This is a genomic window from Paracoccus alcaliphilus (assembly GCF_028553725.1).
GTDB classification, from domain to species: domain Bacteria; phylum Pseudomonadota; class Alphaproteobacteria; order Rhodobacterales; family Rhodobacteraceae; genus Paracoccus; species Paracoccus alcaliphilus.
In genome coordinates, this window is sequence record NZ_CP067128.1 from 63337 (window position 1) to 77023 (window position 13687).

Genomic DNA, 13687 nt, shown 5'->3' on the forward strand with positions numbered 1-13687 from the left:
TCCCACGAATGTGGTGAGGTGGACTCATGATCATATCTTTCCTGAACCAAAAAGGCGGCGTCGGCAAAACCACCCTATCGGTGAACGTGGCGGGCTGTCTGGCACGCCAAGGCCACCGGGTGCTTCTGATCGACGCTGACAAGCAAGGCTCGGCCACAACATGGGCAAGCCTGCGCGAAGATGCGCCCTTCCAGGTTGTCAGCATGGCACGGGCCAACATGGCGCGGGACGCGCTAAAGCTTGCCCAAGACTATACTCACACCATCATCGACGGCCCGCCGCATGCGGAGGAGATTGCCCGATCTTGTATCGTTGCATCGGACTTTGTGGCGTTGCCTATCGAACCGTCCGGTCTCTCGACGTGGGCATCTGACCTGACAGTGCGTCAAGTCAAAGAAGCGCAGGAATTCAAGCCTTCCCTCAAATGTGGGTTTGTGGTTTCCCGCAAAATAGGGAAAACTGTCATAGGGCGAGATATTCGCAACATGGCTGCCGAGGCGGGTTTGCCAATCCTAGCAAGTGAGATCGAGCAACGGGTGGCCTTCGCTGAAGGTATGACCATGGGGCAAACGATTTTCGAGTGGGCTGGCGATAGCAATGCGGCCCGCGAGATCAAACAACTAACGAAAGAGATTGAGCGGTATGTCGAAGAAGACATTTTCGGCGGCTCCGAAGCCGAAGCAGCAGCCAACGGATGACCAAATCCTCGCGTTTGAACGTGGCGGGGCAGGGCATGACACAACACGGGCAGACAAGCCGGTCGCGAAGACCATGCCGGATGAGCCGACCAAGCGCCTGAGCCTGGATCTTCCGGCGAGCCTGCACACGCGATTCAAAACGGCGTGCAGTGCGACGGGTCGGAAAATGGTAGGTGAACTCCAAGCCTTCATTGAACAGCGCACGCAAGAATTGGAAGAGGATGCGGGCATAACCCGGAAATGAACAAAAGCACAAATGTGGGTTTGTGTGAAATATTGCGCAGGCGGGATTTGTGGCTTAAAAACAAAGGGGAGGGCGGCGGCGCAAGAAACGTCACCGCATGATGAGAATGCATGCAGAGCTGAGAACGAGAGACGCCCTTGGACCATTCGGCCCAGTCGAAGAAAAGAACGCACCAGACGTGTTGTACACGGCGGGTGATGCCGCGCTTTTGACCGAAGGCTTGCGCGTGGCGATTGTCGGCTCAAGAAAAGCCACCCCGGACGGCATCAAGCGAGCACAGGCTGTTACACGTGCCTTGGTGCAGCAGGGTATCATTGTCGTCAGCGGCCTAGCCGAAGGCATCGACACAGTGGCGCATAGAACTGCGATAGAAGAGGGCGGGCGCACTATAGCGGTACTCGGCACGCCCTTATCCAAGGCGTACCCGGCCACGAATGCCGGTCTACTTGAAGAGATCAAGCGTGATCACCTAGCGATTTCCCAGTTTCCTGAAGGTTATCCAGGCAAGAGCGAGAATTTCCCGCGCCGCAACCGGACGATGGCGCTCATCTGCGATGCTACCATCGTGATCGAAGCAAGCGAGAAGAGCGGGACCCGCCACCAGGGATGGGAAGCTATCCGGCTTGGCCGCGATCTCTACCTGCTTGAGAACGTCGCAACCAATCCGAACCTAACTTGGCCGAAGCAGCTCATCGAGTACGGAGCACAAATCCTGCGCCGTGAAGACCTACCCGATATCTTGCTCGATATTCCGAACTACACTGCTGGGGGCGTTCGTGCCTTCGAGCTATGAGTATGGCACCTTCGCCAACTATTCTCCACGCGGTAGCTCCGAGCTGTCTGTAACCTCCCGAAAAGCCTGTGGCGCGATCAAGGCTGGCCGGGTCAATGTCATCGCCTCGGCCGTTCCGCACCTGCAAGACTCGAAGGCGGACGCTCTGCGGCCTTTTCTCGGGCCTGATGTCACCTTGGTGCCGGTACCGCGCTCGGCGCCACTCCCCGATGGGGCGCTTTGGCCTGCCAAGGTGATCTGCGACGTGTTGCACGAGCACGGGTTCGGCCAAGATGTACAAACCTATCTGAAAAGAACGAGGGCTATACCGCGTTCGTCGAACTCACCGGCGGCAGAAAGACCACTGGTCCCTATTCACCTGGAAAGCATTGAAGCGGAGAGGCCGTTCTTTGTGCCGAATAAGATCACCATCGTGGATGATGTGCTTACCATGGGACGAACAAGCTTCGCCTGTGCAGAGCTGCTACGAGCTGTTTGCCCTCACGCAGAAATTCGTATTTTCGCGATGATCCGGACCCAAGGTCTGCAAGATGATATCCAGAAGATCGTCGATCCGGCCACCGGTACTGTTATTGGCTATCCATCAGGCAAGACTCATCGTGACCCATAAATGAACAAATGTGGGTTTGTGTGTGGGCAGGTTAAAGATATAGGGATCAGATCATGAAACCAATTTCGAAAATGGACTGGGACATCATTGATGCTCGTGTCACGAAAGCATGCGACCGACATAAGTTTCAAAAAAGGACGGTAGGATTCTTAGCAATCGTCATTGATCAGATTTTCCCTGGTCATGAAGACCAGTTGCAAGAGATCATTACAGATGGCCCGGACGACAAGGGCGTGGACGCTATCCACGTCGTCGAAGGTGAAAGCAGCGCAGAGGTCTTTCTTTTCCAATCCAAGTACCGAGAAAGCCATGGCACTTGCCACAAGACTATCAATGATGCGGAAGTACTGAAGATTGGCTTGTTTTTGAATGAGCTGTTCGACAAGTCGGATAGTCTCGCGGGCAGTGGAAATTTTCAACTACAGGAGGCAGTTCGTCGTATTTGGGAGCTGCACGACAAGGGAAAGATTTGCCGCTATAAGGTGATATTCTGCTCGAACGGCGCAGGATTTTCGACCTCTGCACAGGGAATCGCTGAGAGCGTCAAGGCATCACATTCGGAAGTCGCATTCGAGTTCTACAGTGGGCATGATGTTGTTCAAGCAATGGCCATTGAGGGACGCGATGCGGAAGATGGTCAACTTCAGGTCATAAGCAAAGAAATTCTAGAGCGCTCTGATGGTGATGTGCGGGGAGTGATTGCATCGGTGGATGCTCAGTCATTTGTGGACTTGATCACTGCTGATGACGGAGAAACGATCAAACGGCACTTGTTCGATGACAACCTGCGCGTTTTTCTGGGGGCGAAAGGCGGCTACAATCAGGACATTATTTCGACGGCGACTTCTGGCGATAGCTACCTTTTTTGGTATCTGAATAATGGAGTGACGATCACCTGTAAGAGCTTTTCTTACAACAAGGGGCACACCAACCCCAAGTTGGTTTTCAAGGACTTCCAGATAGTTAACGGTGCGCAAACGTCACATTCGCTTGTTGAAGCTGCGCGGACAAATCCGGCGGCGCTTTCCGATGTTGTCTTAATGGTTCGTATGTACGCGACAGATCGAGCTGACATCGCGGAAAGGGTGGCGGTTGCGACCAACAGTCAGGCACGAATTCAGAGCCGCGACCTGATGTCAAATCATGCCGCGCTGAAGAAACTGGAGCTGGCCTTTAAGGAATGCGGCTATTTCTTCGAGCGGAAGAAAAACATGCATTCAGACAAACCAGAAGAGAAGAGAATCGACGCCCTGAAGCTTGGCCAGATAATCCTTTCATTTGAGCTGCGCGAGCCAGACAAAGCAAAGACGGAGTCGGATTCAATTTTTGATTCACGTTTCCATCACATTTTCGGAAGCCGACAAAGCATCGATGAGTTGATCCGGCTCTACCAGATTTACGAGATCATCGAAGAGCTACGGAACAAGTATCAAGCCGAGTTCGCGACATCACCAGAAACCGGGCATGAGCATCAATACCTAATTTATGGCCATTGGTATGTGCTCTTCGCCTGCAAGTTGCTACACGTCAAATCACAACAAGCGCAGCTTCCGACTGGCGATGAAGCACATGCGCTTGTTGAAGAGGCTATCCGCAGAGTAGCCGCCGCCTGTAGCCAGCAAAAGGCTGTAGCGCATTACCAAATGTTCCGCAGCCCTCGAACCAAGGAGCGCATCCTCGGCGAGATTAGCGCCAAGCAAAGCGACTTTTTCGACCTATTGGCTGTATCGTAAAAGTAGCTCCATGCGAGCTTTATGCTAGAAGCTTGCATGATAGCGGTGGCCAAAATTCCAATAGAATAAGGAAAAATCCTCAAGGGCGAGAGTTTTTCCTTTCCCTGATGCAAGGTTTCTCGCCATATTCATCTTATAGCCTGCAAGGATGAATCGGTGTCAGCGACGTCAGAAACCACCTGGAACAAGGGCCGCGTCGTGGGCAAAAAGCCTCCGCTAACGCCCGACCAGGTATCCCTGATCCGGATGCTCCTGCGCCAGGAAAACGCTCTGCGTGATCTGGCGTTGTTCAACGTGGCCCTCGATACTAGTTTCCGAGGCTCTGACCTGGTGCGCCTGCGGGTCGCAGATGTAGCAACCCCGGCAGGCGTGCGCGAGATCGTCGAAATCCGACAGAAGAAAACTGAGACGCGCAATGCCCGCCCTGTCCAGGCGCGGCTGTCCTCGGGCACGCGTGACAGTCTGCGGGCCTATCTCACCGCCTCTGAAAAGCCGCTGCACGGCTGGCTGTTCACAGGGCAGGGGGCAAGGTGGTCCCACACCCACCTCAGCGAAAGCCAGCTCTGGCGATTGTTCCGCTCCTGGCTGGAAAAGGCCCGCCTCGATCCCAGCCTCTACGGGCTGCATTCGCTGCGCCGGACTTTTCCGACCCATATTTACCAGCAGACCGGCAACCTGCGCGCAGCCCAGCTGCTGCTCGGCCATGCCAGCATTGAAAGCACCAAGGAATACATCGGTACCGAACAAGCCGAAGCCCTCGAAATTGCCCGCAAGTATCACCTGTGAGCCCCATGCAGACCTATCTCGAAAAACGCCAACCAGCACAGAAGATGGCCCGTTTCTACCGGATGGCGGTCATGCCGAACCTGTTCGGCGAATGGACGCTGTACCGCGAATGGGGCCGCATAGGGCAGGGCGGTCAGGTTCGGATGGATTGGTTCGAGGACGAGAACCAGGCCGTTGCGGCTCTGGTTACACTGGAAGCCTCCAAGCGTCAGCGCGGGTATTGGGTGGAGCCTCAGCAGCTCGCGATGTTTGGATAGTTTTATTGACCCAGTTTACATCTGAGCGAGACATCTAATCACGTTTGTGTTTGCTTTGGGAATCTCTCTTGACATAACGCCATCCTTACCCCTATGTCCTTAGGACATAGGGGTAAGGATGGCAGATGAATTTTACAGACGGCGTAGAAAAGGCTATAAATGACAATGACTTGCCAGTCATAACCTTCTACGAATTCTTCGTTCTGGGCTACCATCTGTTTCACAAAAAGGCACTGAACGGCGAGTCGTTGAAGCGCCTCCCGCACGACTGGGATCAGACACGCGCCAAAAATGCGCTACGACGCCTTGAGGCACGGAAGGCGCTTGTCATGGACTCCGACTTCCGCTCGGGCGTGTGGCGTGTGACGCAATCAACGAGAGCTGGATCGGCGGAAGAGGTCGCCTGCATCGCTGATCCTTTCGCCTACGTCTCGCATCTATCTGCCATGCAGCGCTATGGGCTTACTGATCGCAGCCCGCAGGCGCTACACCTGACAACCCCTAAAAGGCCCCTGTGGAATGCGCTCCGGGATGAACGTCTTCGTGAAGACCTGCCCGATCTAGGCCAAATTGAAGCTCCTGTTCTGAACAGGCCTGGCTTCAAGGACACGATCCGTCGCCGCCCGATCGTGGTGCATGTATCAAGCCACCCCTGGACACCGGCCCCCGTGAGTGGTGAGGAAACGCGGATCACTTCAATTGGGCAAACCTTTGCTGACATGCTTGCTGAACCACAGCTTTGTGGGGGCATGCGCCATGTTCTCGATGTCTGGGAAAATGAGGCGGATCAGTGGGTGCCCGAGATTATTGCCGCGATTGATCTCCTCGACAGTAAGATCGCGAAAGTCCGCGCAGGCTATATTCTGTCTGAAGTCATGGACATAGATGATCCGGCGCTGCACAACTGGGAGCAGTTTGCTCAACGGGGCGGATCACGCAAACTCGATCCTGACGCCGACTATGCCCCTGAATTCTCAGAACGCTGGATGATTTCAATAAATGTCTGACACCGACACGCACGCGGAAGATAGCAAATTCGACATCGTCGATGTCGATGTTCGTGCATGGGTCGAAACCGCGCGCGCAAACCCAACACTCTATCGAGATCGTCAGGTCACAGAAATTGTCTTGGGCGCAATCGGCTTGGCCCCTTCACTATCGAAAACGCTCGTTTTGAAAGGCGGGGCGGTCATGGCCCTGGCGTTCAAAAGCAACCGGGTCACCGGGGATGTGGACTTCACTTCAATGGCAGAACCCGCCGACCTGACAGAGAAGATCACCACCGAACTGAATGAGATGCTGCCCCGTACCGCGATCAAGCTCGGTTACCCTGATCTTCTTTGTCGGGTCCAATCAGTGAAGAAGATGCCTCGTCCAGAAAATTTTGAGGACAACGACTTCCCCGCGCTTAAGGTCAAAGTAGGGTCGGCCAAGCGCGGAACACCGGAAGCTTCTCGGCTTGCGGATGGCAAGGCCAGCCGTGTCCTCGTCGTCGAGATCAGCTTCCGCGATCAGGTCTACGCCTTCCAAGAGTTGAACCTGCACGGTGCCGGTGTAGCGGTGCGCGCGTTCACCATCCACGAACTCATAGCTGAGAAACTTCGGGCGCTGCTTCAGCAACCCGTGCGCAATCGCAACCGGCGACAGGACGTCTACGATATCGCCTTCCTAGGGCGTGTTAACACTTGATCATGTCGACGATGAGGGCGAAGTTCAGGAAGGCTCGGAACATGATGTCGAGCTTCTCGAAGCGTGAAAAGATGCGCCGAAAGCCCTTCAGCCTGCGGAACAGCCGCTCCACCTCGTTGCGTCGCTTGTAGAGGTCGCGGTCGTAGTCCCACGGTTCCTTGCGGTTTGTCTTTGGTGGCACGACCGGCTCGAACCCCAGGTCCAGAACAAGCTGGCGGGTCTCATCGCCTTCATAGGCACGGTCCATCAGCATCGGCAGGCCCGCATGCGGCCTTTTCCAGTTCCGCAACAAGGCCCGCCCCTCTGGCGCATCATGGGCCTGGCCACCGGACAGGCTGAATGTCAGGGCTGTTCGGGCATCCGCGGCAACCAGATGAACCTTTGTGTTCCATCCCCCGCGGGATTTCCCGATGGCTTGCGGCCCCTTTTTTTCGGCGCCCCGGTCCCATCCGGGTGAACCTTGACCGAGGTGCTGTCGAGGCCGAGACATTCGACCCGGATCCGGATCAGCCGATGTTCCTGCAAGGCCGCGAAGAGCCGGTCAAGCACGCCAGCCTCGGCCCAACGGCGCAGGCGGGTGTAGATCGTGTGCCAGTTTCCGAACCGCGGCGGCAGCGCCCGCCATTTGCAGCCGTTTTCGGCGATATAGAGCACCGCATTGATCATCGTCAGGTTGGAGATCCGCACATTGCCGCGCTGGACTGGCAGATATGGGCGGATCAAATCGTATTGTGCTTCGCTTATCTCATTCATTTCAAAAAGATAACACGCATACCGTTCGCAGGGTAGTGTTAACACGCCCTAATAGATGAGCATGATTTCAGTGGGGCTGACAAAACGGCCATTCTGACCACGCTGATCGAGAAATGCCGCAACCGGGGCATCGAGGCGAAGCCAGGATCCATGGATGATCCGGACATCAAGCACCGCGCCCAAGCCGAATGGGAAACGCTCGCCCTCGAAATTGGCGACCTTCCGCCCTTTGAAGAGCGCTTTGCTCTCATGCGCGATCTCTATGTTTCGCTGCCATGGTGCAGCATCAAGAAAGCCCTTTAATTCATGAACTTATTCAACCGTAAGACCCTGAAGCGCCACATCAAAGCCGATCCAATCCCGTCAGACCATCTGGCTGCGCTGGAAGCTTGGGCAGAGTTGATCAGCTCGGGCCGAATTGATCGCCTGAAGGAAACCGCCCTGCATGGGCAGTTCGCCTCCAAGATCGTTGAAGGTGTTCTCGGCTACCACGGCCCGGCTGGTGGCGCAGATTACAACGTCTCAACCGAACAAAATATCCTGCGGGGCAGCGTCGATCTGGCGCTTGGCCGCTTTGGCGGCAAGACGCCTGACATCGTGGCACCATTCGAGCTGAAGGGCGCGGACACCCGCGACCTCGATGCGATCATGCCGGGCAGGAACAAGAGCCCCGTTCAACAGGCGTGGGAATATGCCATGAACGCGCGTGGCGTGAAATGGGTTCTGGTCTCAAACATGATCCAGCTGCGTTTATACGGCTTCGGGGAAGGCACCTCGGCCTATGAGGCGTTCCGCCTCGACCAGCTGACAGACCCAGAAGAATACGCGCGTTTCATGCTGCTCCTGTCGGCAGAAAACCTGCTGTCTGGCCGCACGGCTGATCTGCTGAGAGAAAGCCGCCGCGAAGACAAGGACATCACCGACAGCCTGTATCAGGATTACAAAGACCTGCGCCTCAAGCTCCTGAGCGCCGTCCAGACGGCCGATGCCGCGATCGCGCCGCTCGATGCGATCGCTCTTGCGCAGAAAATCCTCGATCGGGTGCTGTTCATCGCCTTTGCCGAAGACACCGGCCTGCTGCCAGACAACACACTGGAAAACGCCTTCGTCGCACGTGACCCTTACAACCCTCGCCCCGTCTGGAACAATTTCAAGGGTCTGTTCCGCGCTATCGACGCGGGCAACAACGAGCTGAAAATCCCGAGATACAACGGGGGCCTGTTCCGCGAAGACGCGGTGATCAACGGGCTGACCATACCCGATGACATCTGCGAGGGGTTCAAGACCCTGGGCGGATATGACTTCGCCTCCGAAGTCTCGGTCACGGTCCTCGGCCACATCTTTGAACAGTCCATCGCGGACGTGGAACGCCTGCAAGCGATCGCGCGCGGTGAAGAGGAAGAACCCGAGAAAACCACCGGCACAAGCGGGCGGCGCAAGCGTGACGGGGTGGTCTATACCCCTGATTACATCGCGCGCTTCATCGTGGCCGAAACCCTAGGCGCGCATCTGCGGGAAATCTTCGAAGACACCCTGCGCGGCCACGCCAAGAAAGGCGCGGATGTCACCGACTACGAAAGCATCCCTTGGCGGAGAAAATCGGCCGAACTGGAAGCCTGGCAAGCCTATCGCTATCGCCTGAAATCTCTGCGCATTGTCGATCCCGCCTGTGGCTCCGGCGTGTTCCTGATCATGGCCTTCGACTTCATGAAGGCCGAACTGACCCGCGTAAACGACAAGATCAAAGACCTGCTGCCCAAGGCTGAACATTTTGGCGATCTGCTCGACTATGTCCCGGACAGCGAAATTTTGACCGACAACCTATTTGGCGTGGACGTGAACGAGGAAAGCATCGAGATCACCAAACTGTCGCTCTGGATCAAGACCGCCCAGCGCGGGAAGGTTCTGGACAGCCTGTCGGGCAGCATCCGCGTCGGCGACAGCCTGATCGAGGACAGCAACTTCGCCTATCTCGATCACGCCTTCACTTGGGAAACGGCCTTCCCCGGCGTCTTTGCCGAAGGCGGCTTCGACGTGGTCCTGGGCAACCCGCCCTATGTGCGGATGGAATTTTTGAAGCTGCTGAAACCCTATCTGGAAAAGCGCTATGAGGTAGTTTCTGACCGGGCCGATCTTTACTGCTACTTCTTCGAACGCGGCCTGCGCCTTCTGAAACCAGGCGGGCGGTTGGGCTATATTTCCTCGAACACCTTCTTCAAGACCGGCTCGGGAAAGCCTTTGCGCGAATATCTTCTGAAAGAGGCAACCATCGAAAGCGTGGTCGATTTTGGCGACCTACAAGTCTTCGAGGGCGTAAATACGACGCCCGCCATCCTGACCATGAAACGCGGGTTAGCCCCTAAGGGCCACGAATTACGGTTCTGGCAACTGGATGCCCTGCCAGAAGCAAACTTTCAGGCCACTTGGGAAGCTGCCGCCGGGCCGTATCCACAAGCTGCCCTTGGGGCCGGATCATGGGAGCTGGAAAACACCGCACTGCGCACCCTGCGGGACAAGATCAGGTCCGACAAGAAAACCCTGAAAGACGTTTACGGATCACCGCTCTACGGTATCAAGACCGGCCTGAACGCGGCCTTCGTGATCGACAGCGCCACCAAAGAGCGTCTCTGCGCCCAGGACCCCCGAAGCGTCGAGCTGCTGAAGCCCCTTCTCAAGGGGGGTGATCTAGGGTCAGGACCCATTGATTTCTGCGAGGCGGCGTGATTCACGGTTCGAAAAACGAGCGGTGAACATGTCTGATCTCTTCTGGTTGACCGACGCCCAGATGGCGCGTCTTGAGCCCTATTTTCCGAAGTCCCACGGCAAACCCCGCGTCGATGATCGGCGTGTCTTGAGCGGGATTATCTTCATCAATCGCAATGGGTTGCGTTGGCGCGATGCGCCTGCGGAATACGGCCCCCACAAGACGCTCTACAACCGATGGAAGCGGTGGAGCGACAAGGGCATCTTTGCGCAGATGATGGCTGGCCTGGCAGCCGATCACGGCGAGGAAAAGACGGTCATGATCGACGCGACTTATCTCAAAGCCCACCGAACCGCGACCAGCATGGCCGCGAAAAAGGGGGGCGTGGACGCCTGATTGGCCGAACGAAGGGCGGCATGAACACCAAGCTGCACGCCGTCTGTGACAGTCAGGGACGCCCACTCAATCTTTTCGTCACCGCCGGGCAGGTCAGCGACTACATCGGCGCACGGGCTTTGCTGGGTAGCTTGCCAAACGTGGAATGGCTGCTCGGGGACCGGGGCTATGACGCCGACTGGTTCAGAGACGCGTTGAAAGACAAAGGGATACGCGCCTGCATCCCCGGCCGAAAGCAGCGCAAGACGCCCGTGAAATACGACAAGCGACGCTACAAACGGCGCAATCGCATCGAGATCATGTTCGGCAGGCTCAAGGATTGGCGACGTGTGGCGACCCGATACGACAGATGCCCAAAGGTCTTCCTCTCCGCCATCGCACTCGCGGCGCTCGTCATTTATTGGCTATGAGTCCTGAGCCTAGGTCCGGCGATCATCGGCGCACATCTGTCGGAAGCGCTCGAGCGTGTCGAGCGGGGCTTTGATGGAGATCTGGCCATGGGGCCCTTGAGCGCCACCGTGGGGCGACCCACCTTGGCACACAGAGGCCGTCGGGGGGCGGTCACAGCATCAACGCCAGCAGCCAGACGCTCCTGACACGGGAAGCAGCCAAAATCAGGATTGTGACGATCAGCGAGATGCCACAGAACAATCTTGGTGGCAGGACGGAGGCCAGGCTGCTTAATCGCCCAATTTGTGCCCTCATGGCTCACGATGACCTCCTCCAAATGCTCCTATGGGCCCGGCGATTCCTGAACATCCGCTACAGGCAGGAAGTCTTCAGCAGTGAGTGAAAGTCCCTCCTCCTGCGCCGCCTCAAGTAGCGGCCGGAAATGCGCGAGCGGAATCCGCCCTCCGGTCACGCCCCGCTCGCGAGGCCGCGCCCATTTCCCACACCCGGCCGTACAGCCTTCGAAAATTACACTGCTACGTGTCAATATCTTAATAATGTACCCCCGCAGGTACTATATTTATTGCGGCTTACTTTCTGCTTTTTCTGATGTCTTCATTCCTGCCGATAAGGTGCAGTTATCGGCAGGCTTGACCGCAGCCCCGGCAAGGGGGCAAACTGCCGCCATGATGCCCAAAAATCCCGCCCCCCTGCCCCGCCCGGAGACCGCGCTCGGTGCCGATGAGGCGCAGGCCCTGGCCGATCTGTTCCGCCGCGGCACACCGGAAAACACCCTGCGCGCCCAGGCAGGCGATCTGGCCTATATCGCCGCCTGGAAACGCGCCGCCTTCGGCACCGATCCGGCCTGGCCGGAAAGCGAGGCGGTGGCGCTGCGCTTCATCCTCGATCACAGCGTCGATCTGTCGGCCGCCACCGGCCCGGCCCGCGCCGCGGCCGAGGCGCTGATCGCCGCCGGGCTCCGGCGCTCGCTCGCCTGCCCGGCGCCGGCGACGCTGGACCGGCGCATCGCCTCCTGGCGGGCGCTCCACCGCCTACGCAACCTCGCCTCGCCCTTCGAGGCGCCGCTGATCGCCCAGGCCCGCGGCCGGGCCCGGCGCGCCGCCGCCCGGCCGCGGGCGCGCAAATCCGCAAACCCGATCACCCGCGAGGTGCTGGAGGCGATGCTGGCCAGCTGCGATCACAGCCAGCGCGGGCTGCGCGACCGCGCCCTGCTGATGCTGGGCTTTGCCGCGGGCGGCCGGCGCCGGGCCGAGATCGTGGCGCTGAACCGCGACGATGTGCTGACCGAAGACTTCGCCGAAGCCGGCCTGCTGCGGATCCGGCTGCTGAGCAGCAAGACCACCGGACCCGAGGCCGCGCCGCGGCTGCCGCTGAAGGGCCGCCCGGCGCGGGCGCTGGTCGACTGGATCAACCTGTCGGGGATCCGCGCCGGGCCGCTGTTCCGGCCGGTCAGCAGCGCCGACCGGGTGCTGACCCGGCGGCTGAGCCCGGAAGGGCTGCGCGAGATCATCGCCCACCGGCTGGCGCTGGCCGGCTATCCGCCCGGCTTCGCCTCGCCCCACGGGCTGCGCGCCGGGTTTCTGACCCAGGCCGCACTGGACGGCGCGCCGCTGGCCGCCGCCATGCAGCTCAGCCTGCACCGCTCCGCCGCTCAGGCCCAGAGCTATTACGCCGATATCGACAGCGCCAGCAATCCAGCAGCAGATCTGCTCGGGTGAGGGGTCAGAAACTCGCTGGCACGGAGGCCATCCCTGCCCCGGCCACTGCCTTGCGATCAAAGCTGAAGGTCGCGTCGCAGCCATTATCCATCGCCGCAAGCGCGATCATCTGATCGGAAAACCCCGCGCCGCCCAGTCGATACCGTTCAACAGCAAGGCCAACACGGTCAGCAGCTTCTATCTGAAGCTCCTTCGCTGCCAGCAGCCCGTCGATCGCAGCCGCAATATCGTGGCGCGGCAGGTGATAGGCGCGCTCTAATACCCAGACCAGTTCGACCATGACTTCCCGGCACAGGAATCCGGGGCGATCCGGGCTGAGACCGGCCAACAGCGATGCGGCCTGCGCGTATTGCTGCGGGTCGTCCTGCGTCAGAAAGCGGACGACCACATTCGTATCCAGTGCGATCATGCCTCACGCGCACCAGCGGCGATGGCCTGCTCCATCTCTTCCAAGGTGACCGGTTTTTGCCCTTCCCGCCGCAGGATCCCCGCCAGCTCCGCAACCGGCCGGGTCCGCATCAGCCGCACCTGTCCGTCATCCAAAATCACATAGCGCAACCGGTCACCGGGCGCCAATTCCAGCGCCTGCCGCACGGCCTTGGGCAATGTCGTCTGGCCTTTGATGGTGATGGTCGATTCGGACATGCCTACCCCCAATGAAGATGTTAGATTAGCATTACATATTGCATATATGCCTTACTTTTGCAACCTTTCCGGCTTGTTGAGCGCCTGAGAACAGCCACAATATATGGTTGGGTGTCGAAAAACCCTTGCGAGAATCGAGAAAAGCACGCATTTAATTACGAAAGAAACAGAATAAGACGGCCAAAAGCGTAACAATCGGCACAGCCGCCACGCCAGAAGCCAGAGCATGAGGGGCAGTGCCGTGAACAAT

General features: G+C 58.1%; 16 protein-coding genes and 1 pseudogene. 13 read left to right on the top strand and 4 right to left on the bottom strand.

Translation table 11 applies throughout. The annotated features are described in order from the left end of the window. The first annotated feature begins 26 nt into the window (after positions 1 to 26). From parA to JHW40_RS23960, 9 genes are all read left to right on the top strand, one after another. Positions 27 to 698, top strand: a complete 672-nt coding sequence (gene parA, locus JHW40_RS23920) for a ParA family partition ATPase (RefSeq protein ID WP_090617216.1) — start codon at positions 27 to 29, stop codon at positions 696 to 698. Then, complete coding sequence (locus JHW40_RS23925) at positions 643 to 942, top strand: hypothetical protein (RefSeq protein ID WP_244519367.1); 300 nt, start codon at positions 643 to 645, stop codon at positions 940 to 942. The genes parA and JHW40_RS23925 overlap by 56 nt, the downstream gene beginning before the upstream one ends. Before the next feature lie 106 nt (positions 943 to 1048). Then, entirely contained in the window at positions 1049 to 1735 is a 687-nt protein-coding gene (locus tag JHW40_RS23930) for a DNA-processing protein DprA (RefSeq protein WP_090617237.1), read from the top strand. Next, positions 1719 to 2345 (top strand): phosphoribosyltransferase, encoded by a 627-nt coding sequence (locus JHW40_RS23935; RefSeq protein WP_244519369.1) that lies wholly within the window; start codon positions 1719 to 1721, stop codon positions 2343 to 2345. Before JHW40_RS23930 ends, JHW40_RS23935 begins: the two co-directional genes overlap by 17 nt. A 53-nt stretch (positions 2346 to 2398) precedes the next feature. Next, complete coding sequence (locus JHW40_RS23940; protein WP_090617218.1) at positions 2399 to 4078, top strand: AIPR family protein; 1680 nt, start codon at positions 2399 to 2401, stop codon at positions 4076 to 4078. A gap of 156 nt (positions 4079 to 4234) precedes the next feature. Next, positions 4235 to 4864 carry a tyrosine-type recombinase/integrase gene (locus tag JHW40_RS23945; protein ID WP_090617220.1) on the top strand — a complete coding sequence of 210 codons (630 nt, stop codon included), beginning with the start codon at positions 4235 to 4237 and terminating at the stop codon, positions 4862 to 4864. A 5-nt stretch (positions 4865 to 4869) separates the two neighbouring features. Then, positions 4870 to 5121, top strand: a complete 252-nt coding sequence (locus JHW40_RS23950) for a WGR domain-containing protein (RefSeq protein ID WP_071974172.1) — start codon at positions 4870 to 4872, stop codon at positions 5119 to 5121. Positions 5122 to 5246: 125 nt separating this feature from the next. Beyond that, complete coding sequence (locus JHW40_RS23955) at positions 5247 to 6128, top strand: type IV toxin-antitoxin system AbiEi family antitoxin domain-containing protein (RefSeq protein WP_090617225.1); 882 nt, start codon at positions 5247 to 5249, stop codon at positions 6126 to 6128. Further along, complete coding sequence (locus JHW40_RS23960; RefSeq protein ID WP_244519370.1) at positions 6121 to 6810, top strand: nucleotidyl transferase AbiEii/AbiGii toxin family protein; 690 nt, start codon at positions 6121 to 6123, stop codon at positions 6808 to 6810. Before JHW40_RS23955 ends, JHW40_RS23960 begins: the two co-directional genes overlap by 8 nt. Here JHW40_RS23960 and JHW40_RS23965 read toward each other — a convergent pair. Continuing rightward, positions 6800 to 7563 (bottom strand): IS5 family transposase gene (locus tag JHW40_RS23965; protein ID WP_090617227.1). Its coding sequence is split into 2 segments (ribosomal slippage): positions 6800 to 7236 and positions 7236 to 7563, totalling 765 coding nucleotides; the frame shifts between segments, so codons are not numbered across the junction. The two genes, JHW40_RS23960 and JHW40_RS23965, sit on opposite strands and share 11 nt — an antisense overlap. Positions 7564 to 7713: 150 nt before the next feature. Here JHW40_RS23965 and JHW40_RS23970 point away from each other — a divergent pair. The 3 genes from JHW40_RS23970 (at position 7714) to JHW40_RS23980 (ending at position 11073) form a co-directional block, all read left to right on the top strand. Further along, on the top strand, positions 7714 to 7866 hold the full coding sequence (locus JHW40_RS23970) for a hypothetical protein (RefSeq protein WP_211657432.1): 153 nt from the start codon (positions 7714 to 7716) through the stop codon (positions 7864 to 7866). Positions 7867 to 7869: 3 nt separating this feature from the next. After that, positions 7870 to 10287, top strand: a complete 2418-nt coding sequence (locus JHW40_RS23975) for an Eco57I restriction-modification methylase domain-containing protein (RefSeq protein WP_090617229.1) — start codon at positions 7870 to 7872, stop codon at positions 10285 to 10287. Positions 10288 to 10315: 28 nt separating this feature from the next. Beyond that, positions 10316 to 11073 (top strand): IS5 family transposase gene (locus JHW40_RS23980; protein WP_090617975.1). Its coding sequence is split into 2 segments (ribosomal slippage): positions 10316 to 10640 and positions 10640 to 11073, totalling 759 coding nucleotides; the frame shifts between segments, so codons are not numbered across the junction. Positions 11074 to 11243: 170 nt separating this feature from the next. Here the strand turns inward: JHW40_RS23980 and JHW40_RS23985 are convergent. Next, a pseudogene (locus JHW40_RS23985) lies at positions 11244 to 11375 on the bottom strand (helix-turn-helix domain-containing protein); the annotation flags it as partial. 364 nt (positions 11376 to 11739) lie between these two features. On the opposite strand from JHW40_RS23985, the gene JHW40_RS23990 reads away from it, so the two are divergent. Next, on the top strand, positions 11740 to 12792 hold the full coding sequence (locus tag JHW40_RS23990) for a tyrosine-type recombinase/integrase (RefSeq protein WP_272849160.1): 1053 nt from the start codon (positions 11740 to 11742) through the stop codon (positions 12790 to 12792). Positions 12793 to 12796: 4 nt separating this feature from the next. Here the strand turns inward: JHW40_RS23990 and JHW40_RS23995 are convergent, their stop codons facing one another. Then, entirely contained in the window at positions 12797 to 13201 is a 405-nt protein-coding gene (locus tag JHW40_RS23995) for a PIN domain-containing protein (RefSeq protein WP_090617983.1), read from the bottom strand. Next, the gene (locus tag JHW40_RS24000; protein WP_090617981.1) at positions 13198 to 13437 is read right to left on the bottom strand and encodes a type II toxin-antitoxin system PrlF family antitoxin; all 240 of its coding nucleotides are present in this window, start codon (positions 13435 to 13437) and stop codon (positions 13198 to 13200) included. Before JHW40_RS24000 ends, JHW40_RS23995 begins: the two co-directional genes overlap by 4 nt. Between the last annotated feature and the right edge of the window lie 250 nt (positions 13438 to 13687).

Excerpts from the sequence above, each read along its gene's own strand:
- JHW40_RS23925 (WP_244519367.1), top strand. The coding sequence starts at position 643 with ATGTCGAAGAAGACATTTTCGGCGGCTCCGAAGCCGAAGCAGCAGCCA.
- JHW40_RS23990 (WP_272849160.1), top strand. The coding sequence starts at position 11,740 with ATGATGCCCAAAAATCCCGCCCCCCTGCCCCGCCCGGAGACCGCGCTC.
- JHW40_RS23955 (WP_090617225.1), top strand. The coding sequence starts at position 5,247 with ATGAATTTTACAGACGGCGTAGAAAAGGCTATAAATGACAATGACTTG.
- JHW40_RS23975 (WP_090617229.1), top strand. The coding sequence starts at position 7,870 with ATGAACTTATTCAACCGTAAGACCCTGAAGCGCCACATCAAAGCCGAT.
- JHW40_RS23960 (WP_244519370.1), top strand. The coding sequence starts at position 6,121 with ATGTCTGACACCGACACGCACGCGGAAGATAGCAAATTCGACATCGTC.
- JHW40_RS24000 (WP_090617981.1), bottom strand. The coding sequence starts at position 13,437 with ATGTCCGAATCGACCATCACCATCAAAGGCCAGACGACATTGCCCAAG.
- parA (WP_090617216.1), top strand. The coding sequence starts at position 27 with ATGATCATATCTTTCCTGAACCAAAAAGGCGGCGTCGGCAAAACCACC.
- JHW40_RS23995 (WP_090617983.1), bottom strand. The coding sequence starts at position 13,201 with ATGATCGCACTGGATACGAATGTGGTCGTCCGCTTTCTGACGCAGGAC.
- JHW40_RS23970 (WP_211657432.1), top strand. The coding sequence starts at position 7,714 with ATGGATGATCCGGACATCAAGCACCGCGCCCAAGCCGAATGGGAAACG.
- JHW40_RS23940 (WP_090617218.1), top strand. The coding sequence starts at position 2,399 with ATGAAACCAATTTCGAAAATGGACTGGGACATCATTGATGCTCGTGTC.
- JHW40_RS23930 (WP_090617237.1), top strand. The coding sequence starts at position 1,049 with ATGCATGCAGAGCTGAGAACGAGAGACGCCCTTGGACCATTCGGCCCA.
- JHW40_RS23950 (WP_071974172.1), top strand. The coding sequence starts at position 4,870 with ATGCAGACCTATCTCGAAAAACGCCAACCAGCACAGAAGATGGCCCGT.